Consider the following 26,632-nt stretch of genomic DNA (forward strand, 5'->3'; position numbering starts at 1 on the left):
CGAACATATGGCCAAGCTTTCGGCCGACGAAATCATCCTCGCCCGGAAAGGCCATGCCAACGATCCCAAGCGGGACGCCGCCGTCCAGTTTGCGCGCAAAGTCATCGAGACCCGAGGGCAGGTCAGCGACGCCGATCTGAAAGCGGTTCGCGATGCCGGCTACACGGATGCGAATATCATGGAGATCGTCGCGCTGGTGGCGACGTACTCGCTTACGAACTTCTTCAACAACGTGTTCGATCCCGACAAGGACTTTCCCGCCGTTAAACCGGCTGGATCGATCTGAACTTCTAAAGCGCGGATGCGCCCAACAGCGATTTATGGGCGCATCCGGCTGCACGCCGCGTCGATGGCATCGTTTCTATAGCCGCCGATCATTGGACCATCGAGTTACGCCGTCCTATTTTCGCTTGTTCGCAAAGGAATTCGGAAGACTAGGACATACCACACACAGGGAGACGGACGATGAAGGCAATCGCAGTAACGGATCAGGCGGCCGGAACGGCCGGGATGAAGCTGATGGAACTGCCCGAGCCGCAGGCAGCCATAAATGACGTCGTTGTTCAGGTTCACGCGTCGGGGTTCACCTCGGGTGAGTTGACGTGGCCCTCGACCTGGACCGATCGCCTCGACCGCGATCGCACACCGTCGATCCCCGGGCAGGAAGTGGCCGGAGTGGTCACCGCTCTCGGCTACGGTACGACGGGACTGTCGGTCGGACAGCGGGTGTTCGGCCTCTCGGACTCGTATCGCGGCGGCACCTTGGCGGAGTATGTGGCGATCGAGGCGCGCAATCTCGCGCCGCTGCCAGGCGACGTTGACTTCACCGTCGGCGCGAGTGTGGCGATGCCTGGCCTGACCGCATGGCAGGGACTGTTCGACCACGGCCGCCTCCAGGCCGGGCAGAGCGTCCTCGCGCACGGCGCCGCTGGCGCAGTCGGCACGATGGTGACGCAGCTTGCCCGGGAGGCTGGTGCCTATGTCATCGGCACCGGACGCGGCTCCGACCGTCAGAAGGCGCTCGACTTTGGCGCACACGAGTTCGTCGACCTCGACAACGACACCCTTGACGACGTCGGCGGAGTCGATCTGGTCTTCGACGTCATCGGCGGCGACATTGCGGAGCGGTCCGCAGGCCTTATTCGAACCGGAGGAACATTGGTGACCATCGCCGGACCGACCGAGGCGCGGCCCGCCAATGGCCGGACAATTGACTTTGTTCTCGTCTCCGATCGAGCCCAACTGGGTGAGATCATCCAGCGGGTGCGGGACGGACGACTTCGGACGAACATCGGCAACATCGCGACCCTTGACGAAGCCGTCGCCGCTTTCAATCCGACCAAGCGGATCAGCGGGAAGACGATCATTCGCGTTCGTCCATGAGGACCCCGGGGAGGGAGAGCGGATCGGCCCTTCTCGCTGACGGTCGTCGCCTTTTGAACCGCGACAATCGTCTCAGCACGCATCCAGACGCAAGATCAGGCCATGTCCCCGCGTGGTTCGGCCGCTCACCCAGGAGAGAGAAAGTGACAGTCAATCATCCAATTTTCACACGCTGGCCGGCGCAGTACCCCGATCGGCTACAGCTCTTTTCGCTGCCTACGCCCAATGGGGTGAAGGTGGGCATCATGCTTGAAGAGACTGGCCTTGCCTATGAGCCGCACCGCATTGATATCATGGCGAACGAAAACCACGACCCGGCCTTCCTCGCGCTCAACCCCAACGGCAAGATTCCCGCGATCTACGACCCGGACGGCCCGAGCGGCGCGCCACTCGCGCTGTTCGAATCGGGCGCGATCCTCCTCTATCTTGCCGACAAGACGGGGCAATTTATCTCAGCCGATCCGAACACCCGCTACGAGACGATCCAGTGGGTGATGTGGCAGATGGGCGGAGTGGGGCCAATGTTCGGCCAGGTCGGCTTCTTCAACAAATTTGCGGGCAAGGCCTATGAGGACAAACGCCCGCGCGACCGCTATGCCACCGAGTCAGCCCGGCTGCTCGGTGTCCTTGACGAGCGGCTCGCAGGCCGCGATTGGGTAATGGGTGCTGACTACAGCATCGCGGACATTTCGCTCCTCGGCTGGGTGCGCAACCTGATCGGCTTTTACGAAGCGCGCGAACTCGTCGGCTTCGACCGCTTCCATCACGTGAAGGCATGGCTCGACCGTGGCCTCGCCCGTCCAGCGGTGCAGCGCGGAATTCAAGTAACGGCGTCCTAGGGCGGGTCTTTCGACAGGCCGGCGAGGTGCCGCGGGCGTCAATAACGATCGTCTATCGACTCTATGGCGAGAGATGATTTCCCTCGCCAGCATTGGAAAGTCATTCTTCAACGCATGGTCCAATGAATTTCAGGATCAAGTGTCGCGATGGCGCGGCGCCAGCCACTGGCGTTGATTGAACGATAATAACGGTGCGAAAGAGAAAGATACTGATGTCCCAGGAAGCCTACGACATTGTCATTGTTGGCGCGGGCGCAGCGGGCTGCGTCGTCGCGAGTTATCTCGCCGAACACACCGTTGCGTCGATCGCATTGATCGAAGCGGGCGACAATGATCGCGATCCGTTCATCCACATTCCTGCCGGCTTCGCGAAGATACTAGCTCACGACCGGCATGTCTGGAAATACGAGACGATTCCTCAGCACGGCATCAAGCGAGCATATCGCTCGGGCAAGGTTCTCGGCGGCGGCTCCTCGATCAATGCAATGGCCTACGTCCGTGGCCAAATTGGCGACTATGCGGCATGGCAAGAGGCGGTCGGCAGCACCGGCAAATGGTCGTATGAAGACCTGCTTCCCGTCTTCATGGCGCAGGAAGAAAACGACACCTTCCACGACGACTATCACGGCATCAATGGTGGCTTGGCGGTCCAGTTGCCCAAGGGCATCAATAAGCTGAATCAATATTGCCTCAAGGCATTCCAGGAATATGGGATTCCCTATAATCCCGACTATAACGGCAAGAGCCAGATCGGCGTCTCGCCGGTACAGTCTACCGTCGGAAATCAGCGGCGGTGCAGCGCGGTCGACGCTTATCTGCGCCCGCACCTCGCCTCAGGCCGTGTGACCCTGCTCACCGGTAAGACTGTCGTTCGCATCCTCGTCGAAAACAAGCGGGCCGTCGGCGTCGAACTCATGGGCAACGACCCGGAGAGGATCCTAGCCGGCGAGGTTGTGCTGTCGGCAGGCAGCGTCCATAGCCCGACGATCCTCATGCATTCGGGCATCGGGCCGGCCGAACAGCTTCGCCAGCAGGGCATCGCGGTGATCGTCGATTCTCCGGAAGTGGGCGAAAATCTCCAGGACCATCCGATGGTACCGGTCCGTGCTTATGTGACGGGTGATCTCGGCTACCAGGCTGCGGCGCATGGCCTTGGCAGCGTGAAGGCGGGCCTGCGCTATTTCGTGACCAAGGATGGCCCGGCGTCGGGCAACGGCATCGAGACGGTTTCCCACTGGAATCCGTCCGACTTCACCGCCGAACCGACGATTCAATGCTATCACGCTCCCATCATCGCGAACCAGGAACTCAGCCCGACGGGGGACCGCTCCGGCATCACCTTCGAACTCGTGGTGCTTCGGCCAAAGAGCCGCGGCTGGGTGCGCTTGGCCGATAGCAACCCGACGTCGATGCCCCTCATCCACCCGAACTTTATCGGCGAGGAAGAAGACTTGAAGGCCGTGGTGGGTGCGGTGCGCGCGATCCGCAAGGTTATGGCGCAGGAGTCGTTGGCGCCCGTGATCGAGGAAGAAATCGAGCCTGGGCCGCGCATCCAGTCGGACGACGAGATCGTTGAATGGGCAAAGCGTGCCGTAACGACAATGTGGCACCCGGTCGGCACGTGCCGCATGGGCCAGGATGCGCGAGCGGTCGTTGACGCGAGGCTCAGGGTCCGCGGGGTCGATGGCCTCCGCGTGATCGACGCCTCGATCATGCCGAATATCACCAGCGGCAATACCAACGCCCCGACACAGGCGCTCGCACGCCACGCCACGGCGATGATGGTCCAGGATCTGAAGCGGACCTAAGGAGCCCTCGAGCAAGCAGCGGAGCCAGCCGCTCCGCTCAAATTCGAGGAGGGTCCGGCCGACTGGACGAGATAATCGCCAGCGGCGCTGTCCGAAAATGTGCCCCCTTGGCGTCCTCTCGGAGACGCTCGGTGTCACGCCGTGGTCGAAAGGTGAACGGCACGTTGGGGACCCTTCGACCCAGTCGCGCGAGCGGCACTACGCCAGCGACTTCCACGCGAGGAAGCAAGACAGGCTCATAGGAGAACAGACATGAACATCACCGGCAAACGTGTCCTCGTCACCGGCGGGTCAAGTGGGATCGGCCTTGCGCTGGTGCGGATACTGTTGGCGAAGGGTGCGAAAGTAGCGATCAGCGGGCGCTGTCCGGAAGCCGTCGCCAAAGCCGTTCGGTCCCTGCAAACCAGGACCGCCGACATTCACGGCATAACCTCCGACGTCGTGGCGGCCGATGGCGGCGACGTGAGGCTCGAACAGGCTCTTGCAGCCCTCGGCGGTCTCGATGTCCTTGTGAATAACGCCGGCCGGGCACGGGCCGATCGTCTGGAGAACATGGACGAAGCCGAGCTGCAGGCCGTGATCGACGTGACCGCCCCGATCCTCCTGACGCGGGCGGCGTTGCCGCTGCTGCGCGACAGCGGCGACGCCATGGTGGTTAACGTTTCCTCCCGTAGCGCACTGCTCGGCGCACCGTTCCACGCGACCTATGACGCGGTCAAGATCGGGCTCGCCCATTTCGGGGAAGCGCTGCGGCGCGAGTTGAAAAGGAAGGGCATCCATGTACTGACCGTCTACCCCGAAGGAATGGACATGCCGATGATGAAGTCAAACCGCGCCGGGCCCGAAGCTGGCGTCTTGCGTGAACCGGCGTCCGCTATCGCCGAGGCCATCGTGGGGGGCATGGAGACCGGCGCGTTCCAGGTGATCCGTTGCGGCCAGATCAGGCTCAGGTGATCGTACTCAATCGCGAGAATCTGGCTGCGGTCGACGAGTGCGTTTCGGACGGTTTGAACAAGGAGTGCAATTGTGATGCCGCAAAATGTCGATGCATTTCCCTCTCGTATCTTTGCCCGCGCCGGTGGCGACGAGATCCATCGCCTAGCCATTTTGGCCGGAGGGTTCCGTCTGGTCCTGTTCCGCCGCGGATCCCGGTTTCCGTCCAAATCTTCTGCAAAGAACGGAGAAACAACGGCAAATTGGCGAGGAGGTCGATAAATGACACAGTCGTTTGTAGAACAATGCAGCCGCGGCGTTATCGATGCGGAACCCTGTCCGAGAGAACGCGGGCGGGAAACGCCGCCTTGGCGGGGCATGGTGCTCATGGCCTGCGTGCTCGCATCCTCCATGGCATTCATCGACGCGACTGCGCTGCCCGTCGCGTTGCCGAGATTGCGCGCCGATTTCGGCGCGGACCTCGCCTCCGTTCAATGGGTTCTCAATGGGTATATGTTGGCGCTCGCCTCGCTGACATTGATCGGCGGCGCGCTGGCGGATGTTTATGGCAAGGCGCGGATGCTCGCGCTCGGTTGCGTCCTGTTCGGTCTGACATCCGCGGCTTGCGCGATGGCGCCTTCGCCTGCTTGGCTGATTGCTGCGCGCGTCGTGCAAGGAGCAGCCGCAGCGATCGTTACGCCCGCGAGCCTCGCGCTGATTGGCGCCACATATCCGCGCGCGGAGCGGAACCGGGCGATCGGCATATGGGCGGCGGCGTCGGCGCTCACGACCGCCGGAGGCCCTGTCCTCGGCGGTTGGCTGACCGAGAGCTTTGGCTGGCCATCCGTGTTCTGGATCAACCCGCCGATCGCGGTTGTAACAGTTGGAGTCCTGCTGATCTTCGCGCCTAAAGATGGCCGCATCCATCGCAGGTTCGACGTGATTGGCGCCGCGATTCTGGCTTCGGCGCTCGGGGCACTCGCCTGGGCGCTCAGCCAGATCGGCCCGGGTGGAGCTCAGGCCACCGCGCACGCGCCGGCCGAAATGGGGACAGTGCTCACAATCGTCGCCGGGCTCGGCATTGTCGGCCTCGCCGCCTATGCGTTCTGGGAGGGCAGAAGCGAACACCCGATGACACCGCCTCGCCTGGTGGAAAACCACGCCTTCCTCGGGCTGAACGTCGCGACACTGATGATCTATGGGGCGGTCTCGATCATGTTCTTCCTGCTTCCATTCGATCTCGTAGACCGCCGCGCCCTCTCATCGACCGACGCAGGGCTGGTATTCCTGCCCTTCACACTCGGCGTCGGCCTACTGTCGGGCGTGTTCGGCGGGTTGGCGGACAAGATTGGTGCGCGGACGATGCTCGTCGTTGGGCCGGCTGGCGCGGCGCTCGCTTATGTCTGGATGGCACTTAGCCGGGAAGCATCCCTGCTGCTCGGTGTGATCGGGCCCATGACGCTGCTTGGCCTGTCCTTCGCCGTGCTCGTGGCGCCGCTTACCGCGTCCGTCCTGTCGAGCGTCGACCAGGCGGACGAAGGGCTCGCCTCCGGCATCAATAATGCGGCGAGCAGGATTGCGCAGCTTGCCGGCATTGCACTAGCCGCCGGTGTCGCGTCTTTCGAGTCAGGCTACCAAGTCGGTCTCGCCGTAGCCGCCCTGGCCTCGCTCGGCGGTGCCATTACAGCGGCAATAACCCCGACTACGGCGGCGGCGACAGCGGGCGGCGCGAAAGAGGCTTAGAGAGCAACATCGGATACATCAGGGCGCGATGTGATGCCTGACGTGCCAACGAGGCGGCGGCCGTGTCGCTGCAACAGTCGCCCAATAACATTTGAGCAGATCGGCGAAGTAGATATTGCCATAGAGGAGGTGGCGTCCGGCCTTCGGACGCTATCTGAACCGACGAGCGCTGCCTGTAAAGTCTCCCATCAAAGCAAAGCCCGTTCCGGTGGCCAAACGAGGGACCGTGGTGTGATCTCCGCCCAAGCAGATGATCAGCGCGACCAAGGCGGAATTTGCAACGGGCAACAAGCACATCGCCGCCATTCTGCGAGAGCGCCGGTACCTATGGTGCGTCGCAGGCGAGCCGCTGCCAACGTAACGACGCGGCCGAATTGGGAATCGGTTTTCAGGATATGGAAATACCAGGCGGTCCGCCGAGATAGGGAGCGCCGGAATTCGATACGCGGCGATCGCCCGAGCATCCCACCGCAAATGCGCGGCACCAGCGCGCGCCGGCGGTAATCGAAACTATAGTCTCAACGTATTGGATAGTTTCGGATCGAGTATCCATCTTCTCTGGCATAAGTTCGAAGGCGGAATCCATGGCAGCCTATAAGGCGCGAGCCCGCCAATGGAGGATTTCATGGAAATGGGAATTGCGGGGCTGCCGGCCCCCCAGCTCGAGCATGTCCGGTGGATCGATGAAAATGGCGACGACCGCAGCCCCTTGACCTTGGCGGAGTTGGGCCAGGGTTTCAGGATACTGTACTTCTTTCAAGATTGGTGTGCGGCCTGTCATAGCCATGGCTTTCCCACTTTCGTCGCACTTGCAAACGGATTTCGCGATAAGGGAGTCGGGTTGGCGGCCATCCAGACTGTGTTCGAGGGTTCGGAAGTCAACACCTTCGATCGCCTGCGGGAAAATCAACGACGATATGGACTACGCGTTCCCTTTGGGCATGCGGTCGCAGACGCGGCTTCACGAAACGCGGTACCCGCGATCATGGAGGCATATTGCTCCGGGGGCACTCCATGGTTCGTCGTGATCGCGCCCGACGGCCGCGTCGTGTATGACGGGTTTCTGCTCGCCGCGGATGGCCTCATCCAGGCACTCCGGCCGCTCGCCAACTGACCCAAAGGAGCGGCCTCGCCCCAATTCGTGACATTATTCGAATCCGGGCGGGTGTCATTGACTTTGAGGTTCTTTCAGGTTTCGCAGTATTCATTGTTAGTCCCATTCGGCGAGGTGCGTGTCCTAGCGCTCCGGACATGTCTGCGAACCTACCAACCGCCACTGCTTGAACCCATCTCAATTACCTGTTGTTATCGACTTCATTGCAGTTCGACATTTCCAATTCCTCAAGGCTGGCGCCAATCTGTTCCGGATAACGGGGTCCCAGGTGAAACATACCGTCTCATTCCGCGTAGCTCGTTCGTCTACGAATTTGAAATCGAAGCGATGCGATCGTGTTCTGTTTCAGCGCTGTTTGAATAATTGTCTGTCCTTGAATACGTCCCTACGGAGGTTGTCTTGTCCCTGAAGAAGTTTGCAATTGCAGTCTCACTATACGCCCTTGCGGCCGGCGCGGGGCACGCCGCAGATGTCGTAGTGTCGTCTAAGATCGATACCGAAGGGACCCTCCTCGGCAATGTCATCGCACTTGCGCTAGAGGCGAATGGCATCAAGACACAGGATCGCATCGCTCTTGGTGCGACGCCTGTTGTTCGCAAGGCAATCGCCGCCGGTGAGATCGATATCTATCCGGAATACACCGGCAATGCCGGTTTTTTCTTCAACAGGGCAGATGACCCCGCCTGGAAAAACATCGACAAGGGCTATGCCATGGCGAAGAAACTCGACTACGACGCCAACAAGATCGTCTGGTTGACGCCGTCGCCAGCCAACAATACCTGGGCGCTCGCTGCACGCAACGACATTGCGGGCCCCAACAATCTGAAGACGATGTCGGAATTCGGTAAGTGGGTTGCCGGTGGCGGAGCCGCGAAGCTTGCTGCCTCGGCAGAATTCGTCAATTCGGCTGGCGCGCTTCCAGCCTTCCAGACGGCTTACGGCTTCAAGCTGAAGCCTGAACAGGAAATCGTTCTGTCAGGGGGAGATACCGCAGCCACGATCAAGGCCGCGGCCGACCAAACCAACGGTGTCAACACGGCGATGGTTTATGGCACGGACGGTGCGATTGAAGCAGCTGAGCTTACGGTCCTTGAGGATGACAAAAGTGTGCAGCAGGTTTATGCGCCAACGCCAATCATTCGCGAGGTGGTGCTGAAGGCCCACCCGGAGATTGAGGTAATCCTCGCGCCGATCTTCAAGAGCCTGACCGCCGATGAGTTGCGCAAGCTTAACGCGAAGATCCAGGTTGACGGCCAGCCGGCAAAATCGGTTGCGGCGGATTATCTTAAGGAAAATGGCTTTTTGAAATAACCCGTCGGCGGGTTCGACCGACCGTCGAAACTCAAGGCCACGGACGCTTCAATCTCGCGGCGAAGGGAAGAGGCGTATGGCTCTCGCCCTTCGCGACGGAGCGGTGTCAGGCGTGGAGGGTCTCGCCGCCCTTCGCGTCCGCGTAGTACTGAGGCGCCTCGCGACGGTCGTATTTCCCGTAATCGCGCACGATCCGCACTCTGCGGACCCTCGCCCCGTCATTCGGCGCGGAAGCCTCCTCGTAAGCCTGCGCCGCGGCGATGTCCTTCCAGGATATGAGCAGAATCAGGTCGCCGGGCGTGAGCACGGCGTCGAAGATGTCCCAAGACGTGCAGTCAGCCGCCCACGGGTTCAGGCCCAGCCATTCGGCGCAGTCATACGGGTTGTTGGTCTGTTTCCATTCCGCGGGGCGCGTCGCGTTGATCAGCGTGACCGTCGTTCCGTTCCCGACTTCGGTCTCGTCGAGCCGCTGCTCCGTGAGGGCGTATCCCACAGGCACTTGATTGTCGGCAGTGACCTGGCCAACGCGCAGGTGGTAGTCGGCGAGGATTTCGTCGCGGCCCTTCTGCTGGACCTCGTGATGGCTCTGGCGGGTGCGCCATCGGACGAGCGACTTCTCGTCCCGCCAGTTCGAAAGCGAAAGGATCCAGCCCTCGCGGGTCAGGCTCTTGTAGCGGATGTTGTCGACGAAGCCCTCGACCTGCACCAGCTCGGGGCGCAGCATCTTGGCATTGTCGAGGTAGTCATCCCAATTCTCTTTATTGGGGAAGACTTCGAAAATCACTGAAAACATGGTCGTATCTCGCTCTTAGAGTGCTGCGACGTAGTCGATCTTGAGAGGAGGGCGTTCAATTCCCTCGGCATCGATCCGGCAGGAGACCGCGCGTTGGCGGGCAGATCGTCCTGCGATGCTTTGGGTCATGAGTGTCCTCGCCACCCTGATTGCCGCGAGCTTTATGCCATCGGCCGCAGCCTCACGCCCGCGCATGCGCTCACAAGACAGCGTTATTGCCGCCAAATTGGCTCGTAAAGCTATGGTTTCGATAACCTTGTGTAATAGGTGGCCGACACTGCGCGCCGAGGAGGGTGTCGCCAGCTAAAATCAAATCTCGCTCAGTCCATGAAGGGGGCTTCGTCCAGCCCTCAATCAGCCCACCACGCGCAATCCAGGATTGCCTTGCTCGACATCACCGATAATTCGGGCGGCCGGATAGCCCGCCGCGTTGATCCTTCCGAGCAATTCCGTTGCCCGCGCGGGGTTGCATGAAACGAGAAGGCCTCCGGACGTTTGCGGGTCGGTAAGGATGTGACGCCACCACAACGGAAGGTCGTCGGGTAGAGTAACGTTCATGCCGTAGCTCGCCCAGTTTCGATGTGATGCGCCGGTCACGAAACCCTGCTGCGCGAGTTCGGCACTATGGGCAAGAAGAGCTATATCGCGACATCTCAGCGATATCAGCACGCCTGATCCTTCAGCCACTTCGAGGGCATGGCCGAGAACGCCGAAGCCAGTGACGTCCGTCATGCCATGCACGTCCGCATCCTTGGCGAGTTCGGCGCCAATGCTGTTCAAAAGCGTGGTCGACGCGATGAGTTCTGCATAGGCTGCCGCCGGCAAGGCGTCTTTTTTGACGGCGGCTGAATAGATTCCCACGCCCAGCGCCTTTGTCAGGATCAGTGTATCGCCGGCTCTTGCGCCATTGTTGCGCCGCAGGTCGGAAACCGGGCAGATCCCGATCACGGCCAGTCCATAGATCGGCTCAGGCGAATCGATCGAGTGGCCCCCCGCAACGGGAATGCCGGCCATTGCGCAGATATCGCTGCCCCCTTTCAATATCTCCCGCACCATTTCGATTGGCATCTTGTCGATCGGCATACCGAGGATGGCAAGGGCCATGATCGGTTTGCCACCCATCGCATAGATGTCGGAAATGGCGTTGGTCGCAGCGATCCGACCGAAATCGAAGGGATCGTCGACCATCGGCATGAAGAAATCGGTGGTGGCGATCACACAGGTTTCAGCATCGAGCTGCCAGACAGCCGCATCGTCGCCTGTCTCCGTTCCGACCAGCAGCCGGGCAAATGGCCCGGACATGGGCTGGTCCGCCAGCAATTGTCGCAGGACCGACGGCGCCAGCTTGCAGCCGCATCCGCCGCCATGGGCAAGCGCCGTCAGACGGACAGGTGATTTCGCGGTGGGATTATCCATGGAGACCTCCTAAGTTGCCGCAAGACAGCCACGCGAAATCGCGGACTGAGCATCCGGGTCGGTTCTTCGGAAATGCGCAACGCTGTCGCCGTCGATGGCGACGGCCCGAAATCTTGGTTTTGCAGGAGAAATTATAAGCTTGCGAGGAAGTAGATGGACACAATCCGGAACGCTCCGCCGTCTCCGGCGGTATCCCGATACTATAGCCCTGTGCACCATGCCCCGAAACTCGGGAGCGGCATGCAAGCCCATCTACCCATTATCATCGGCCGAGCGGCGAACGTCAATTTGCAATTCGCGGGCTTTGCTACGTGCGGGACCTCTCTCACTCTTTAAAGTTTTATCGTTCCATCCACGACTTTGCGCTTCTGCATGGTTTGACATCGAAATGGAGTGGGTTCACCTTTACTTGTATAAGAGCTGACTACTTATATAAGAACTGACGATTGTCTGTTGGCTACGGGCTGAAGATCCCGGCACGCAATATTGGCAAGGCCGGGTTGTGGGGAGGTGTCATGCTATGAACATGGAACTCTCGCGGCGCCAATTCCTGGGGGCTGCCGGTGCGGGTTTAGCGGGAACGGCGTTTGGAGCTTTTGGCTTCGGTGAAATTGAAGCGGCATATGCCGCGGCGATCCGGCCTTTCAAGCTCGTGAATACAGCCGAAACGCGAAACACCTGTCCTTACTGCTCCGTCGCTTGCGGCATCATCATGTATTCGAAGGGTGATTTGAAGAAAGGCGAGAAAGCCGAGATCATCCATATCGAAGGTGATACCGACCATCCGACAAACCGTGGCACGCTCTGTCCGAAGGGTGCTGCGCTCTTGAATTTTGTAAAGGCCGAGACCCGGTTGAAATATCCGATGCTCCGTAAGCCGGGATCGGACAAGTTCGAGCGCATTTCCTGGGAGGACGCTCTCGATCGCATCACCCGCCTGATGAAGGACGACCGTGATGCCAATTTCGTCCAGAAGAATAGTAGTGGCGTGACCGTAAACCGCTGGATTACGACGGGTGTTCTCGCCGCGTCTGCGACAACCAACGAAACTGCATGGGAGACCTACAAGGTCGTACGCAGCACAGGCATGCTGGTGTTCGACAATCAGGCGCGTGTCTGACACGGCCCAACGGTGGCCAGTTTGGCTCCAACTTTCGGCCGCGGCGCAATGACCAATTCCTGGACGGATATCAGGAATACGGATCTCGTCGTCATCATGGGTGGAAATGCCGCCGAAGCACATCCCTGCGGCTTCAAATGGGTTACCGAAGCCAAGGCCAATCGCGGTGCACGGCTGATCGTCGTCGATCCGCGTTTCACACGCTCGGCGTCGGTTGCAGATTACTATGCACCGATCCGCCAGGGCACGGATATCGCCTTCCTGCTCGGCTTGATCAACTACTGCATGCAGACCAACAAGGTGCAGTGGGAGTATGTCAAGGCGTTCACCAATGCCAGCTACATCGTCAAGGACGGATTCGAATACAAGGACGGGCTGTTTACCGGCTATGACGAAGCAAAGCGCGACTACGACAGGTCGACCTGGGACTATGTCATCGGTACTGACGGTTATGCTACCGTGGACGATACGCTCGCCAATCCGCGTTGCGTTTGGAACCTGTTGAAGGCGCATGTGTCTGTCTATACGCCGGAGACAGTCCAGCGCATCTGCGGCACGCCGAAGGACAAGTTCCTGAAGGTGGCCGAGATGATCTCGGAATGCTCGTCGCCGACCAAGACGATGACGTCCATGTATGCGCTCGGCTGGACCCAGCATTCGAAGGGTTCGCAAAATATCCGCGCCATGGCGATGTTGCAGCTGATCCTCGGCAATATCGGTGTGCGCGGCGGCGGCATGAACGCGCTGCGCGGCCATTCCAACATCCAGGGTCTCACCGATATCGGGCTGATGTCGAACCTGCTTCCCGGCTACATGACGCTGCCCATGGAAAAGGAGGTGGATCTCGAAAGCTACATGTCGACGCGCGGATACAAGCCGCTACGGCCCAACCAGACGAGCTATTGGCAGAACTACAGGAAGTTCTTCGTCAGTTTCCAGAAAGCGATGTGGGGCGCGGCGGCGACGCCGGAAAACCACTTCGCCTATGATTGGCTGCCCAAGCTGGACGTTCCTGACTACGATGTCCTGCGCGCTTTCGACATGATGAACCAGGGCAAGATGACGGGATACATCTGTCAGGGCTTCAATCCACTTATGGCTGTTCCGAACCGAGGGAAGCTGACAGCTTCTCTCTCGAAGCTCAAATTCCTCGTCACGATGGATCCCTTGGACACGGAGACCTCGCGGTTCTGGGAAAACCACGGCGAATTCAACGATGTCGATCCGTCGCAGATCCAGACTGAGGTCATCCAGTTGCCCTCGACCTGCTTTGCCGAAGACGAGGGCTCGCTCACCAACTCCGGCCGCTGGCTGCAATGGCATTGGCCGGGTGGCACGCCTCCAGGTGAGGCGAAGACCGACAACTGGATCATGGCACAGATCTTTACACGGCTGAGGGAGCTCTATCGCAAAGAAGGCGGAGCCTTCGCCGACCCGATCGTCAATCTCGATTGGAACTATGCCGATCCGGGTGAGCCGACCGCGGAAGAGCTTGCCAAGGAGATCAACGGCCGGGCGATCACAACGGTCCGCGACACGGCGGATCCGACCAAGGTGGTGGCCGAAGCCGGCAAGCTGCTTCCGAACTTCTCGGCGCTGCGCGACGACGGATCGACCTCATCTGCGTGCTGGATCTATTCCGGTTGCTTCAATGAAGACGGCAATAACATGGCCCGCCGCGACACGTCGGATCCGGACGACACCGGCGCCTATCCCAAATGGACGTTCTCCTGGCCTCTCAACCGCCGCATCCTCTATAACCGGGCTTCGGCGGATCTGAACGGCAAGGCGTGGGATCCGAGCCGCAAGCTGATCGAATGGGATGGCGCGAAATGGTCCGGCTACGACGTGCCCGACATAGCGCCGACGGCGAAGCCGGACGAGGTCGGGCCGTTCATTATGAATGCCGAAGGCGTCTCTCGCCTTTTCGCCCGCGCAATGATGCGTGATGGACCGTTCCCGGCCCATTACGAGCCGTTCGAATCGCCGCTTCCCAATCTCATAGCCCCGGCGGTTCGCGGCAACCCGGTGGCACGGGTGTTCGATGATGATTTCGCGCAGTTCGCCGAGCCGGCCTCGGCGGAGTTCCCCTATGCGGCGACGTCCTATCGCCTCACCGAGCATTTCCATTATTGGACGAAGCATGTGTGGGTGAACGCCGTGCTGCAGCCTGAGTTTTTCGTAGAAATCTCCGAAGAACTGGCAGCAGAAAAGGGGATTACCAAGGGCGGCTGGGTGCGCGTCTGGTCGAAGCGCGGATCGATCAGGGCGAAGGCGGTCGTTACCAAGCGGATCAAACCGCTGATCTGTGACGGCAAGCCTGTTCATGTCGTGGGCATACCGTTGCATTGGGGCTTTACCGGAGCGGCCAGAAAGGGCTTCGGTCCGAATTCGCTGACGCCCTTCGTCGGTGACGCGAATGTACAGACGCCGGAATTCAAGGCATTTTTGGTTAACATTGAGCCCATCGCAGGGCCGGTGGCATAGGAGACCGCATTATGTTTCCTCCTGTTCCAAATCCCGTGACCACTCCTGTAAATCCGAAGTTCGGCGAGCAGGACCTGATACGGCGGTCGGCTTCGAACGTGACGCCCCCCGCGGAGCGCCGGACCGAAGTTGCGAAGCTGATCGACGTCTCCAAATGCATCGGTTGCAAAGCTTGCCAATCGGCTTGCATCGAGTGGAACGACACGCACCCGGAGATGGAGATCAATAGAGGCGTGCATGATAATCCTCACGACCTGACGCCGGATATGTTCACGCTCATGCGCTTCACCGAGTGGGAAAACCCGGAGACGAACAATCTCGAGTGGCTCATCCGCAAGGACGGCTGCATGCACTGCGCCGATCCGGGCTGCCTCAAAGCCTGTCCGGCTCCGGGCGCAATCGTGCAATATTCGAACGGTATTGTGGATTTCGTGCACGAGAATTGTATTGGCTGCGGCTACTGTATCAGGGGATGCCCATTCAATATCCCGCGCATATCCCGGGTCGATCATACGGCTTATAAATGCACGCTCTGTTCCGATCGTATCGCCGTCGGGCAGGGGCCCGCCTGTGCCAAGGCCTGCCCGACGCAGGCAATCGTCTTCGGCACGAAGGAGGAGATGAAGCAGCATGCGGAAGGCAGGATCACCGATCTGAAGTCCCGGGGATTTGAGAACGCCGGTCTCTATGATCCGCCGGGCGTCGGCGGCACGCATGTCATGTATGTGCTGCACCATGCCGACAAGCCGGAGATCTATGCCGGCCTGCCCAACAATCCAAGGATCAGTCCAATCGTCGAGGCCTGGAAAGGCGTCACGAAATATGCCGGCTTGGCGGCCATGGGGGTGGCGGCTGTAACCGGTCTCCTGCACTATATTGTCAACGGACCCAATCGAGTTTCCGAGGAGGACGAGGCTGCGGCGGAAAGACTGACGAGAGGTGATTCCTCATGACGTCGGATACGAACTATGATGTTGCAAAGGGCGACGACGTTCATCCCGGCAGGCCTGTCATTGTCGACCGCTATTCCGGAGGCGCGAGAGTCAATCACTGGATCACCGCGATAAGCCTTGTGCTCCTGGCGCTCTCGGGCCTGGCTCTGTTCCATCCGAGCCTCTTCTTTCTGACTCGACTCTTTGGCGGCGGTCTCTGGACGCGCATCATTCATCCATGGATCGGCGTCGTTCTCTTCTTCAGCTTCATCGGTCTGTTCCTGCGTTTCTGGAGGCTCAATCTTTGGAAGCGGGACGACAGCGCCTGGCTCGCACACGGCCGCGACGTCCTGACCGGTCAAGAGGATCGGGCACCCGAGGTCGGCAAGTACAACGCTGGGCAGAAATGCGTCTTCTGGTCGATGTCCATCCTCATCATCATACTGATAACGACCGGCCTTGTGATGTGGGACCAATATTTCTTCGCCTATACCACGATCGAGCAAAAGCGGTGGGCCGTCTTGACGCATTCGATTGCGGCCGTCGTGATCATCTGCGTCTGGATCGTTCATGTCTATTCAGCCTTCTGGGTACGCGGTACTATACGGGCCATGACACGCGGCTCGGTGACGGGCGGTTGGGCGTGGCGGCATCATCGCAAATGGCTACGCGCACTGGTCACGAGATCGTCGACAAAGAAGTCGAAGGAGACGCCCGCGGAGTGACGGGTTCGGATTTGCATCACGTGGCCCGTCGGGTTCGTGAGGGAGTGTTATGGGACGCAAGAGCGAGGTCGCGCCGGATCCAACCGCCATCGGAGATGTGTCATCGCCGCCCTTTGCGCGTGTTCCCGATCCCGTCACGCTTTTTTCCGCGAGATCGGCTCGCTTTCGCCAATTGGCCGAGGTCAGCGACCTAGGGCCGTATCTGAATTTCCTGGCTGGACTTTCCCAAGCGCAGCACGATGGCCAAGCGGATCTGCCCGATCCGAAAGCCGTCGATCCTGCCGCGATGCGGCGTGCGCGCGAGTTCGAAATGCCGCCCCTGGATCGAGAGGGAATAGGTCAGGATGACACGGTCGCCGGCATATTCGATCGTTTCTTTGCAGCCGCAGCCGCGATTGAAAAGCCACCGCAGGCAGCGGCAGCGCTTGCGCGCGTAACACAAGCCGATTTTGCAAAACGCACCGCCATGACAAGAGCTATCTTCACCGGCGCTCTGCCGGCAGATGAAATCGCCGAACACGTGTTCGTGTGGGCGGCACTCCAGGTCCATTTTGCCCAGCTCGCGTCGGTTCTCGAACCGCAGATGCTGGCACCCGTGGCCGATGGCCTCTGTCCTGCCTGTGGCTCAAAGCCGGTATCGTCCATGGTGGTCGGGTGGCCTGGCGCGCATGGTGCCCGGTTTTGCGCATGCTCACTTTGCAGCACGCTTTGGCATTATGTCCGGGTCAAATGCGTGCTTTGCGGCTCTACCAAGGGGATCGGCTACCAGGAGATCGATGGGCTGGGCGGAACCGTCAAAGCGGAAACCTGCGACGAATGTGGTGGCTGGTCGAAGATCTTCTATCAGGAGAAGGCAGCAGAGACCGATCCGGTCGCCGACGACGTGGCAAGCCTGGGCCTTGATCTGCTGATGCGGGAAAGCCCGTATCATCGGGGCGGATTCGCGCCGCTCATGGCCGGCTTTTGAGGAGGAAAAGTTGGACGCAAGCGCCAGATTGCGGGATATCCCATCGGTCGACCAGGTCCTGAAAACAGAACCCGCCGCGGCCGCGATCGAATGTTTCGGTCGGTCCGCGGTTACAAATGCGGTCCGCGCCATCCTTTCCGACATCCGGGACAAGGTGCGGCAGGGCCAGGACATTCCTTCCCGCGACGAGGTCGCGACGGCAGTGCTTTCCAAACTGGATGCCGTTGACCGATCGACGATGCGGCCGCTGTTCAATCTTACGGGGACGGTGCTGCATACCAATCTCGGTAGGGCGGTGCTTGCGGATGCGGCGATCGATGCGGCTGTTGTCGCGATGCGCGAGGCAGTCGCGCTCGAGTTCGAGCTCGAGAGCGGCAAACGCGGCGAACGGGACGATCATCTGCGCGCGCTGATCTGCGAATTAACGGGGGCGGAGGATGCGACCGTCGTCAACAATAATGCCGCGGCCGTTCTGCTGGTGTTGAACAGCCTTGCGGCCGGCCGCGAAGCGATCGTCTCGCGGGGCGAACTGATCGAGATCGGCGGGGCGTTCCGCATGCCGGACATCATGGAGCGGTCCGGCGTCCGTCTCGTCGAAGTCGGCACGACGAACCGCACCCACGCAAGAGACTATAGCGGTGCAATTGGCCCCGATACTGGCGTGATACTGAAGGTCCATACGTCCAACTACCGGATCGAAGGCTTTACGAAGGAGGTTGGCGCACGCGAATTGTCGGCGATCGCCCGCAACAAGGGCGTGCCGCTCGTCAACGATCTCGGTTCCGGTACCCTGGTGGATCTGATCCGCTTCGGTCTCGCGCACGAGCCGACCGTCCGCGAAGCGATCGCCGAGGGAGCGGACGTCGTCACCTTTTCCGGCGACAAGCTCCTTGGCGGACCGCAGGCCGGGTTCATTGTCGGGCGCCGAACCTTCATCGAAACGATCAACAAAAACCCGATGAAGCGCGCACTTAGGGTCGACAAGATGAGGCTAGCTGCTCTTGAGGCGACGCTGAAGCTCTACCGTGATCCAGACCGTCTGAACAAGCGCCTTCCCACGCTGCGGCTGCTCACCCGTTCCCAGGCTGACATCGATGCGCAGGCCAGGCGGCTGCAGCCTATTGTGGAGCGCACGTTGAGCGCTTTCTTCCATGTTTCTGTCGTCAGCTGCGAAAGCCAGATCGGCTCGGGCGCCTTGCCGATCTCCACAGTCCCGAGCATCGGGCTTGCTCTGACGCCGATCGATGGCAGCGGCCGATTGCTGAGCGATTTGGCGGCGGCGTTCAGGCGGCTCCCGATGCCGGTCATCGGTCGTGTCGAACGCGGTTCCGTGGTGCTGGACTTGCGCTGTCTTGAAGACGAGGAGCGGTTCGTCGCCAATTTTATGAGTCTTGATCTTGCGATCGGGGGAGGTTCTGATGAATCTTCTTAGCCGTCTGCCGCTAAGCCCAGCCGTGCTCGCCCGTCATGTCGGCAAGGGGGACAGGACGTGATAATCGGCACCGCCGGACATATCGATCATGGAAAGACGTCCCTCGTCCTGGCACTGACCGGCATCGATACGGACCGGCTGAAGGAGGAAAAGGATCGCGGAATCTCGATTGATTTGGGCTTTGCCTACATGCCGGTGGAGGGTGTGGAGACACTTGGCTTTGTCGACGTACCGGGACACGAGAGGTTCATCCATACAATGCTTGCCGGTGCCAGTGGCATTGATTTCGCTCTACTGGTGGTAGCGGCCGATGACGGTGTCATGCCGCAGACACGCGAGCATCTGGCCATTATCGATCTCCTGGGTGTGGGGCATGGCATCGTGGCTCTCACCAAGACCGATCTCGTGCAGGAAGAGCGGCTCGTCGAGGTTGAAGCCATGGTACGGAAGGCGCTTGCCGGCTCCGCACTTGGCGATGCTCCCATGGTCGCGGTTTCAACCGTTTCCGGCCGGGGCATTATGACATTGCGGAACCAAATCGTCGAGGCTGCCCGAAGATTCACGCGACGGCGGGCAACAGGACGTTTTCGTCTGGCCGTGGATCGTTCCTTCACGATCCACGGGGCCGGCACGATCGTCACCGGAACTGTTCTTTCGGGCGCCGTATCGCTCGACGATCATGTCGCGATAAGTCCCTCCGGTCTCAGCGCGCGAATTCGCTCGATCCATGCGCAGAGCAGGCCGAGCGAGAACGGGCGGGCAGGGGATCGCTGCGCTCTCAACCTTGTCGGCCACGGAATAACCAAAGCAGCGGTTAGTCGCGGCGATATCGTGTGCGATGAAAGCCTGCACGCACCGACAGACAGGATCGACGCAACGCTGCGCCTACTCGGTTCCGAGCCGAAGCCGATTGGCCATTGGTTTCCCGTGCGGCTTCATCACGCGTCGACGGAGGTCGGTGCCCACATTGTCCTGCTGACCGAAGAGCTCCTGATGCCGGGAACGCGCGGTCTCGTACAGCTTGTGCTCGAAGGGCCGATTGCGGCCGTCGCCGGCGATCGCTACGTCGTTCGTGATACTTCGGCTCGCCGCACGATCGGCGGCGGCCGATTTTTGGATTTGCGTGCCCCGGCCCGCAAGCGCCGCACGCCAGAGCGGATCGCGCAACTTAAAGCATATTCACTGGCCGAACCGGAAGATGCGTTCAAGGCATTGCTTGCGGTGCACCCGTTTTATGTCGACGTTGCCGCCTTCGCGCGTGACCGGGCTCTCCCGACAGCGCACGCCAGTGCTTTGGCTGGATTGCCGGGGGTGAAGCAATGGTCTGTGGATGGCACCGCGCTGGCGGTATCGTCGGAATGCTGGAAGACATTCCGGAGTAGCCTTCTGAACCGACTCCAGGGCTTTCATGCGGACAACCCCGACCTCCCCGGTGCTGGTATCGAAATGCTCCGGACGCAGCTCGATTTGCGTTTGCCGGTACCGGCATTTCTCGCAGCGCTGAAGGATCTTGCGCGCGAGGGAGACATCGTTCTGGACGGAGCCTGGGTCAGGCTCGCGGGCCATCAGGTGACGATGTCCATCGCCGACGAGCGGCTCTGGGATGAGATCGCACCGCTGCTGAGCGGCACCGAACGGTTCCGCCCGCCGCGCGTCCGCGATATTGGCGTGTTGCTGGCAATTCCCGAGCAGCAGGTACGCCGGCTGCTGAAGCTCGGCAGCCGCATGGGGAAAGTGCACGAGATCGCACACGATCACTTCTTTCGGCGTGAAACAGTGGGGGAAATGGTCGCAATCATCGCCGAGATCAGCGCAGCCGCGGATAAGGGCTGGTTCACGGCTATGCAGTTTCGCGATCGTGTCGAAAATGGCCGCAAGGTTGCAATCCAGATCCTCGATTTTTTCGATCGTCAACGCGTGACCTCGCGTCGCGGCGATCTGCGCCGCGTCAATCGCGATCGTCTGGATCTCTTTGCCAATCTGGCGAATAGCGGTGAAAATCTTGCTTCTGGAGGAGATTCGTCCCCGGTGGGGCGTCCGGACTTCAAATCCGGGAGGGGCCGAGAGACGGTCTTTGGTGGGTTCGACTCCCACTCTCTTCCGCCATCGCCCCTCCGTCATTGACCATTCAACCGCGCCTCACTGGCGGCGCGGGAACGACCATCTTAGAAGCGACAGCTAGACGGTGCAGCGATCGCCTTCGCCGCGTTGACTGGCCGGCCAGGCGCGCAAAGCGAGCGCGGCGGTTTCCTGGAGATCGGCCTTGGACAACCCTTCGGCGGCTTGTATCGCCAGCCCGGAGAACACTGCGAACAGAAATTTGGCGAGGGCCGCAACGTCCGCCGATGGCGGCAGATCGCCATCGGCTTTTGCCCGCTCCAGTCTCTGAGCAAGCATTTCCCGGGTCCCCTGGCGATGGGCAATCAAAGCACGGGGGACGTCATCGTTATTCATGCCGGCGACAAGCCCGGCCTGGAAGGTCAAGCAGCCGCGCGGCTCGCTCGGATCCACAAGCCAATCAATGGCGCCGAACAGAAAACGCTCCGCAGCCTCGCGCGCAGTCGAGGCGGTCATCACCGCCTCGCGGTGTGCGGCCCGGCGTTCGCGATAGCGTTTGAGAACCGCATCGAAGAGACCCCGCTTGCTGCCGAAAGCCATATAGATGCTGGGCGAGTTGAGACCCATCGCCTTGGTCAGCTCAGCCATCGACGCGCCTTCGTAGCCGTGACGCCAGAACACTTCCATCGCCCGGTCCAGTACCTCTGATTCATCGAAAACCCGCGGTCGCGCCATCCTAACTCCGCTCCAATTAATTGTGACGATCGTTACACAATTTGCTTGTGATATCCACTGGTATCCGTTATGTAACGATCATCACAAAACAGGAGTTTCCGATGGGTGCGTCTTTGCAAGGTAAGGTGGCCGTCATCACGGGCGGCGGCGAAGGTATCGGTCTGGCTTGCGCCAAGCTAATGGGCGAAGCAGGGGCATCGGTTTTCATCATCGGCCGGCGCCAATCCGTCCTAGATGCCGCCGTCAAGGAGATTGGCGGCGACGCCATCGCCATCGCGGCCGATGTGTCCAAGTCGGTGGACCTAGACCGCGCCTATGAGGTGGTGCGTGCCGCCAAGGGCAAGATCGACATTCTGGTGGCCAATGCGGGCGTGCAAACCCGCGAAGCCCTGGGGTCAATCACCGAAGAAGGCATCGACTCCCAACTGGCGATCAATTTCAAGGGCGTGATCTACACCGTACAACAGGCCTTACCGCTGCTGTGTGAGGGCGCATCAATCATTTTGACCTCCTCGGCGACCGCGCTGAAGGGCATACCCCAACGCACGGTCTATTCCGCGACCAAGGCCGCCATCCGCAGCTTCGCGCGGACATGGGCCAACGAACTCAAGTCGCGGCGCATCCGCGTGAACGTGATCTCGCCGGGTCCGATCTTGACCCCTCTGCTAGAGGCTACATTCGCCGATCCGAAGGTCAAGGAAGCCTATATGGCCAATGTTGTCGGAGCGACTCCGATGGGACGCGCGGGCCAGGCCCGCGAGATGGGCGAGGTCGCCCTCTTTCTGGCATCCGACGCCTCCAGCTATATCACTGGAGCTGACATCCAGGCTGACGGCGGGCTAGCGCAGGTTTAGCCGACGGATTGGGCTGTCCGTCTAAAGACAACTTTTCTCCGCCAAGGCGCGGCTCGACGAATTGCGCATAGAGTAACACGCGAACGTCCTTGTCCCCCCGCATGAGCCCATATTTGGAGAACGACGGTGACCACTCGTCCGGTAATCAATAAGCGTTTCGTGTGGCAAAGCGGCCAGAGAACACAACGAGCCCGGCAACTAAGGATCTCTTCCGTTTCGAGACAGTGACTGTGCCCGACCTCCTGGAGGGGCGGTTTCTCGTCGAGAACCGTCAGCACGCCAAATTGGGTCGACGGTCGTCACTCCGATCGTGCCGATGTACGGGCCCGGTGGGCGGCTGCTTTCGAGCGGTTGCCGCACACCGCCATGCTGCACCAGCGCCTCTTATGCGACTTGGTGCGATCCAGGAACATGAGCGTGCAGGTTGGACCTTCGCAGGTCCGCACGAGGGCGAGGTTCTCCTCCGCCAGCAATTGGGCGATGGCCGCCGCGATCGGCTGCAGTAGCTCGCGCGGATCGTCCCAGCGGTTCGTCCGCTCGACGGCGAAATGCGGGTGATCCCCTTCATGATAACCATCCAGCACCACGCAACCGAAGCTATTGTCACGGGCGAGGATCGCATTGAGCGGGGCGAGTTGGACGTCCGGGTTGTCGATAACGATGCCGCGGCCTGCGATATGCATGCTCCTTAGCCATTCACGCAGTGCCCGTGCCTCGGCGGCTATCTCGTCCAGCGCGCCGTTGTCGATCCGGCTCATCTTGGTTGCCGTCGCGCCATCAATCAAACCCGCGAGTTCCATCCACCGCACCAGGCCAAGTCCGTCGCGCAGGCAATCGGAGCTCGGCATTTCGGAATTCTCGATGCTGTTAAGAAAATCCATCGAGGGATGGTCTCCCACCAGAACCGGTTCCGGATGGCGATGGCTGGGATCGTTCATTCTGTCGCCTTTGCGCTCAAGATAACCGCGAATAACCTGAGAAATATCATTTGACCGGTTAGTATGCAAGTGATAACCGGTAATAGTGACGATTAATGGTTATGATCGTCAAAATTCAGACCGCATGTCGGTGCGAGCCGTCGCGGGCGAAAAAAGGAGACACGACATGAGCCGTTTCACGAATAAGAACATCGTCATCACGGGTGGCACGACCGGCATCGGTTTCGCTGCCGCGAGACAGTTCATCAAGGAGGGAGCAAAGGTCGTGGTTACCGGACGCGACCCGAAGAAGACCGCCGAGGCGGCAAAGGAACTCGGGGAAAGTGCGCTAGGCATCGTCGCCGATATTACCAAGCCTGGCGATCTAGAAGCGCTGTTCGACCAGATCCGGGATAGTTTCCGCGGAATCGACGTGCTGTTCGCCAATGCCGGGATCGCCAAGCTGGGGGCCGTTGCCGACACCAGTACCGAGCTGTTCGATGATGTCATCGGCACCAACTTCCGCGGCACCTATTTCACGATTCAGAAGGCATTGCCGCTGCTGCGCGACGGCGGCGCGATCGTGTTCACCACCTCGTGGTTCGACGAAGCTGGCGCCGCCGGCACGTCCGTCGTCTCCGCCTCGAAGGCAGCGCTCCGGAACCTGACTCGCACGCTTGCCTCCGAGCTCGTCGATCGGAATATTCGTGTCAACGCGGTGAGCCCGGGCGTGATCGAGACCCCGTTGTTCGGCAAGCTTGGTCTGGCGGAGGCCGATGTTCAGGCGCTGGGCGAGACGCTGCTCTCGCAGATCCCGGTCAAGCGCTTTGGCAAAGCCGAAGAGGTCGCGACCGCGGTCGCCTTCCTCGCCTCCGACGACGCCTCCTACATCACCGGCGTCGAGCTTCCTGTCGACGGCGGGCTCACACAGCTCTGAGCTTCGCGACGGGCGGGGCAGGGCTCCGCCCGTTGTTGATCGCAGCGGCGTCACGCTTCGGCAGTGAGAATCTTAGGTCTTCGTGTCGAAGCGCTGGCATCAAACTGACCTGCGCGAGTGGAGAACGCAGATTTCCACCTATCGTGCCGGATTTTGAGTTTGCGAAAGCGATGATTCAGATCGACCGCGTTATGCCGCCGTCGACCCGGATGTTCTGGCCGGTGATATATCCCGCCCCGTCCGATGCGAGGAACGCGATTGTTGCGGCAATCTCCGCGCTCTTTCCATACCGCTTCATGGGTACGCTGTCCCGGCGGGCCTCGGTTGCCGGAAGGCTGTCGATCCAGCCGGGAAGCACGTTGTTGATGCGGATATTGTCCTTGGCGTAGGTGTCGGCGAAAATCTTCGTGTAGGACGCCAAACCGGCTCTGAACACCGCCGACGTCGGAAACATCTCAGAAGGCTCGAATGCCCAGGCTGTCGAGATATTGATGATCGAGCCCGCCTGCTGCTTCTGCATGATCGGCGTAACGAAACGGACGGGACGGATGACGTTCATCAGGTAAGTATCGAGACCCCTGTGCCAGTCCTCGTCGGTAATCTCCAGGATCGGCGCGCGGGGGCCATGACCAGCACTGTTGACCAGCACGTCAATGCGGCCCCAAGTTTGGACGGTCAGCTCGACGAGCTTCTTCAGATCGTCGTTCGACTGGTTTGAACCAGTTACGCCTACACCTCCGAGCTCATGGGCGAGCGCTTCACCTTTGCCGGACGACGACAGAATTGCGACCATGTAGCCATCGGCGGCAAGCCTGCGTGCGGCATCCGCACCCATGCCGCTCCCACCTGCCGTAATCACGGCGACCTTCAGGCTTGTCATATCTATTTCCTTTCGAGGGACATCGTTTCCATATCAGTTTGACACCAGTCGCCGCGTTCGTCTAAGCAGAAAAAATCTTTCCTCCCTCTAGGAAAACTGCTGGATGACCGGCGGTCAGGGACCCTATTGCTATCCCCCTCTCAATGCGTTGCTCATGTTCGAAAGCGCGGCGCCTGCAAGTTTAGTTCCTTGAGCCGTTGGCCTATAGCCATCATAAAAGAGGAAGAGATCATGAAGCTAGGCTTTGTCGGAACTGGCACTATAACCGAGGCGGTCGTAACCGGCCTTATGAAGGCGCGATCCGATATCGAGGAGATTGTCGTGTCGCCGAGGAACCCGGAGATCGCCGGGCGGCTTGCCGCAAGGTATCCGGTCGTCCGGATCGGCGCCGATAATCAGGCTGTCGTTGGCGGTTCCGAGATCGTCTTTCTAGCGGTGCGGCCGCAGATCGCCACGGAGGTGATCGAGCCGCTGCAATTCCGCGCCGGCCAGCATGTCGTGAGCTTCATTGCGGTGACCCAGATCGAGACACTCCGAACCTGGATAAAAATTCCCGTGGAGATTTCGCGCGCAATCCCTCTGCCATTTGTCGCCGACCTCCAAGGCGCGACGGCAATCTATCCTCCTGACGAAAAAATCGCGGATCTCTTCTCGTCGCTTGGCGTCGCGGTACAGACCAATGAAATTAGGCAGTACGATCTTCTGGGGGCGGCGAGTGCGCTGATGGGGACGTATTTTGGACTTCTTGAGGCAAGCGCACGCTGGCTTGAGGCCGAAGGCATGCCCTATGACCAGGCAGGCCTCTATCTCAAGCAGCTGTTTTCCGGCCTGTCTCAGGCTGCGCTTGCGTCGGGTGCTGCATCGTTCGAGGAGATGCGGGCGGAGTTTTCGACCAAGGGCGGATTGAATGAGCAGGTTTTCACCGAATTCGTTGCCAATGGGGGGACAGATGCCCTTGCCGCTGCATTGCGTTCCGTTTTCCTCAGAATTCGAGGCTGATCCCGCAATCCTGTCGCCGTAAGCTGCCCAGGGCGCGACAGGAACTCGCGATTGCAGCCGGCCAGTAAAACCGCAAAACGCGATCAGGCCTGAATGTAGGAAAGGCCCATCGAATGATGGGCCTTTCCTACGCGATGCATATACGGATAAGCTTATGCCTTGTACTTTTCAACGGCACCGGGAAGCTTGCTCCACGCGGCGTACCAGGTGTTGAACAGCTTGAACTGCGCTTCGACATAGCCGCGCTGG

At 60.3% G+C, this 26,632-nt stretch carries 21 protein-coding genes, 1 tRNA gene and 1 pseudogene; 18 read left to right on the forward strand and 5 right to left on the reverse strand.

The genetic code is table 11. The annotated features are described in order from the left end of the window. The 8 genes from PY649_RS32630 to osmF form a co-directional block, all read left to right on the forward strand. On the forward strand, positions 1-286 hold a 286-nt coding region (locus PY649_RS32630), incomplete at its 5' end, for a carboxymuconolactone decarboxylase family protein (RefSeq protein WP_432761450.1). 179 nt (positions 287-465) lie between these two features. Further along, a complete protein-coding gene (locus PY649_RS32635; protein WP_285873071.1) occupies positions 466-1,383 on the forward strand; it encodes an NADP-dependent oxidoreductase in 918 nt (305 codons plus the stop codon). Between the two features lie 143 nt (positions 1,384-1,526). Next, positions 1,527-2,222, forward strand: coding sequence for a glutathione S-transferase N-terminal domain-containing protein (locus tag PY649_RS32640; protein WP_285873073.1), 696 nt, complete (start codon positions 1,527-1,529; stop codon positions 2,220-2,222). Between the two features lie 212 nt (positions 2,223-2,434). Next, positions 2,435-4,030, forward strand: a complete 1,596-nt coding sequence (locus PY649_RS32645; RefSeq protein WP_285873074.1) for a GMC family oxidoreductase — start codon at positions 2,435-2,437, stop codon at positions 4,028-4,030. A gap of 252 nt (positions 4,031-4,282) precedes the next feature. Further along, positions 4,283-4,984: an SDR family NAD(P)-dependent oxidoreductase gene (locus tag PY649_RS32650; RefSeq protein WP_285873075.1), complete on the forward strand. Its 702-nt coding sequence runs from the start codon at positions 4,283-4,285 to the stop codon at positions 4,982-4,984. Positions 4,985-5,245: 261 nt separating this feature from the next. After that, positions 5,246-6,706, forward strand: a complete 1,461-nt coding sequence (locus PY649_RS32655; RefSeq protein WP_285873076.1) for an MFS transporter — start codon at positions 5,246-5,248, stop codon at positions 6,704-6,706. 625 nt (positions 6,707-7,331) lie between these two features. Further along, the gene (locus PY649_RS32660; RefSeq protein WP_285873077.1) at positions 7,332-7,820 is read left to right on the forward strand and encodes a peroxiredoxin family protein; all 489 of its coding nucleotides are present in this window, start codon (positions 7,332-7,334) and stop codon (positions 7,818-7,820) included. A 405-nt stretch (positions 7,821-8,225) separates the two neighbouring features. After that, entirely contained in the window at positions 8,226-9,131 is a 906-nt protein-coding gene (osmF, locus tag PY649_RS32665; protein WP_285873100.1) for a glycine betaine ABC transporter substrate-binding protein OsmF, read from the forward strand. 106 nt (positions 9,132-9,237) lie between these two features. On the opposite strand, the gene PY649_RS32670 is transcribed toward osmF, so the two are convergent. Continuing rightward, positions 9,238-9,924 (reverse strand): antibiotic biosynthesis monooxygenase family protein, encoded by a 687-nt coding sequence (locus PY649_RS32670; protein ID WP_285873079.1) that lies wholly within the window; start codon positions 9,922-9,924, stop codon positions 9,238-9,240. A 354-nt stretch (positions 9,925-10,278) separates the two neighbouring features. Beyond that, positions 10,279-11,340 carry a selenide, water dikinase SelD gene (gene selD / locus PY649_RS32675; protein WP_285873080.1) on the reverse strand — a complete coding sequence of 354 codons (1,062 nt, stop codon included), beginning with the start codon at positions 11,338-11,340 and terminating at the stop codon, positions 10,279-10,281. Positions 11,341-11,860: 520 nt separating this feature from the next. On the opposite strand from selD, the gene fdnG reads away from it, so the two are divergent. The 7 genes and pseudogenes from fdnG to PY649_RS32710 all read left to right on the forward strand — a co-directional run bounded on the left by fdnG (position 11,861) and on the right by PY649_RS32710 (position 21,109). After that, positions 11,861-14,947, forward strand: coding sequence for a formate dehydrogenase-N subunit alpha (gene fdnG, locus PY649_RS32680; protein WP_285873081.1), 3,087 nt, complete (start codon positions 11,861-11,863; stop codon positions 14,945-14,947). Positions 14,948-14,958: 11 nt separating this feature from the next. Next, on the forward strand, positions 14,959-15,900 hold the full coding sequence (fdxH, locus tag PY649_RS32685; RefSeq protein ID WP_285873083.1) for a formate dehydrogenase subunit beta: 942 nt from the start codon (positions 14,959-14,961) through the stop codon (positions 15,898-15,900). After that, entirely contained in the window at positions 15,897-16,604 is a 708-nt protein-coding gene (locus PY649_RS32690) for a formate dehydrogenase subunit gamma (RefSeq protein WP_285873084.1), read from the forward strand. Before fdxH ends, PY649_RS32690 begins: the two co-directional genes overlap by 4 nt. A 49-nt stretch (positions 16,605-16,653) precedes the next feature. Further along, positions 16,654-17,571, forward strand: coding sequence for a formate dehydrogenase accessory protein FdhE (fdhE, locus tag PY649_RS32695; RefSeq protein WP_285873085.1), 918 nt, complete (start codon positions 16,654-16,656; stop codon positions 17,569-17,571). A gap of 10 nt (positions 17,572-17,581) precedes the next feature. Further along, on the forward strand, positions 17,582-19,003 hold the full coding sequence (selA, locus tag PY649_RS32700; protein WP_285873087.1) for an L-seryl-tRNA(Sec) selenium transferase: 1,422 nt from the start codon (positions 17,582-17,584) through the stop codon (positions 19,001-19,003). Positions 19,004-19,060: 57 nt separating this feature from the next. Further along, positions 19,061-20,893 (forward strand): annotated as a pseudogene (gene selB / locus PY649_RS32705) (selenocysteine-specific translation elongation factor); the annotation flags it as partial. A 120-nt stretch (positions 20,894-21,013) separates the two neighbouring features. Beyond that, positions 21,014-21,109: transfer RNA gene (locus tag PY649_RS32710), tRNA-Sec, on the forward strand. 72 nt (positions 21,110-21,181) lie between these two features. Here the strand turns inward: PY649_RS32710 and PY649_RS32715 are convergent. After that, positions 21,182-21,796 carry a TetR/AcrR family transcriptional regulator gene (locus PY649_RS32715; protein WP_285873089.1) on the reverse strand — a complete coding sequence of 205 codons (615 nt, stop codon included), beginning with the start codon at positions 21,794-21,796 and terminating at the stop codon, positions 21,182-21,184. A gap of 101 nt (positions 21,797-21,897) precedes the next feature. Between PY649_RS32715 and PY649_RS32720 the strand changes: the two genes are divergently transcribed. After that, positions 21,898-22,650, forward strand: coding sequence for an SDR family NAD(P)-dependent oxidoreductase (locus PY649_RS32720; RefSeq protein WP_285873091.1), 753 nt, complete (start codon positions 21,898-21,900; stop codon positions 22,648-22,650). A 299-nt stretch (positions 22,651-22,949) separates the two neighbouring features. Here PY649_RS32720 and PY649_RS32725 read toward each other — a convergent pair whose 3' ends face one another. After that, positions 22,950-23,588: a CGNR zinc finger domain-containing protein gene (locus tag PY649_RS32725; RefSeq protein WP_285873093.1), complete on the reverse strand. Its 639-nt coding sequence runs from the start codon at positions 23,586-23,588 to the stop codon at positions 22,950-22,952. A gap of 166 nt (positions 23,589-23,754) precedes the next feature. Here PY649_RS32725 and PY649_RS32730 point away from each other — a divergent pair, with 166 nt between their 5' ends. Then, positions 23,755-24,504 (forward strand): SDR family oxidoreductase, encoded by a 750-nt coding sequence (locus PY649_RS32730; RefSeq protein WP_285873095.1) that lies wholly within the window; start codon positions 23,755-23,757, stop codon positions 24,502-24,504. Positions 24,505-24,679: 175 nt separating this feature from the next. Here PY649_RS32730 and PY649_RS32735 read toward each other — a convergent pair whose 3' ends face one another. Then, complete coding sequence (locus PY649_RS32735; RefSeq protein WP_285873096.1) at positions 24,680-25,384, reverse strand: SDR family oxidoreductase; 705 nt, start codon at positions 25,382-25,384, stop codon at positions 24,680-24,682. 231 nt (positions 25,385-25,615) lie between these two features. Here PY649_RS32735 and PY649_RS32740 point away from each other — a divergent pair, with 231 nt between their 5' ends. Beyond that, positions 25,616-26,383 carry a pyrroline-5-carboxylate reductase gene (locus PY649_RS32740; RefSeq protein ID WP_285873098.1) on the forward strand — a complete coding sequence of 256 codons (768 nt, stop codon included), beginning with the start codon at positions 25,616-25,618 and terminating at the stop codon, positions 26,381-26,383. Positions 26,384-26,632: the final 249 nt, after the last annotated feature.

The sequence above is a fragment of the Rhizobium mayense genome (genome assembly GCF_030272705.1).
Lineage (GTDB): Bacteria > Pseudomonadota > Alphaproteobacteria > Rhizobiales > Rhizobiaceae > Rhizobium > Rhizobium mayense.

What these genes read in the sequence shown, in the direction of transcription:
- PY649_RS32635 (WP_285873071.1), top strand. Translation starts at nt 466, where the DNA reads ATGAAGGCAATCGCAGTAACGGATCAGGCGGCCGGAACGGCCGGGATG.
- PY649_RS32645 (WP_285873074.1), top strand. Translation starts at nt 2,435, where the DNA reads ATGTCCCAGGAAGCCTACGACATTGTCATTGTTGGCGCGGGCGCAGCG.
- PY649_RS32650 (WP_285873075.1), top strand. Translation starts at nt 4,283, where the DNA reads ATGAACATCACCGGCAAACGTGTCCTCGTCACCGGCGGGTCAAGTGGG.
- PY649_RS32655 (WP_285873076.1), top strand. Translation starts at nt 5,246, where the DNA reads ATGACACAGTCGTTTGTAGAACAATGCAGCCGCGGCGTTATCGATGCG.
- PY649_RS32660 (WP_285873077.1), top strand. Translation starts at nt 7,332, where the DNA reads ATGGAAATGGGAATTGCGGGGCTGCCGGCCCCCCAGCTCGAGCATGTC.
- PY649_RS32670 (WP_285873079.1), bottom strand. Translation starts at nt 9,924, where the DNA reads ATGTTTTCAGTGATTTTCGAAGTCTTCCCCAATAAAGAGAATTGGGAT.
- selD (WP_285873080.1), bottom strand. Translation starts at nt 11,340, where the DNA reads ATGGATAATCCCACCGCGAAATCACCTGTCCGTCTGACGGCGCTTGCC.
- fdxH (WP_285873083.1), top strand. Translation starts at nt 14,959, where the DNA reads ATGTTTCCTCCTGTTCCAAATCCCGTGACCACTCCTGTAAATCCGAAG.
- PY649_RS32690 (WP_285873084.1), top strand. Translation starts at nt 15,897, where the DNA reads ATGACGTCGGATACGAACTATGATGTTGCAAAGGGCGACGACGTTCAT.
- fdhE (WP_285873085.1), top strand. Translation starts at nt 16,654, where the DNA reads ATGGGACGCAAGAGCGAGGTCGCGCCGGATCCAACCGCCATCGGAGAT.
- PY649_RS32715 (WP_285873089.1), bottom strand. Translation starts at nt 21,796, where the DNA reads ATGGCGCGACCGCGGGTTTTCGATGAATCAGAGGTACTGGACCGGGCG.
- PY649_RS32720 (WP_285873091.1), top strand. Translation starts at nt 21,898, where the DNA reads ATGGGTGCGTCTTTGCAAGGTAAGGTGGCCGTCATCACGGGCGGCGGC.
- PY649_RS32725 (WP_285873093.1), bottom strand. Translation starts at nt 23,588, where the DNA reads ATGAACGATCCCAGCCATCGCCATCCGGAACCGGTTCTGGTGGGAGAC.
- PY649_RS32730 (WP_285873095.1), top strand. Translation starts at nt 23,755, where the DNA reads ATGAGCCGTTTCACGAATAAGAACATCGTCATCACGGGTGGCACGACC.
- PY649_RS32735 (WP_285873096.1), bottom strand. Translation starts at nt 25,384, where the DNA reads ATGACAAGCCTGAAGGTCGCCGTGATTACGGCAGGTGGGAGCGGCATG.
- PY649_RS32740 (WP_285873098.1), top strand. Translation starts at nt 25,616, where the DNA reads ATGAAGCTAGGCTTTGTCGGAACTGGCACTATAACCGAGGCGGTCGTA.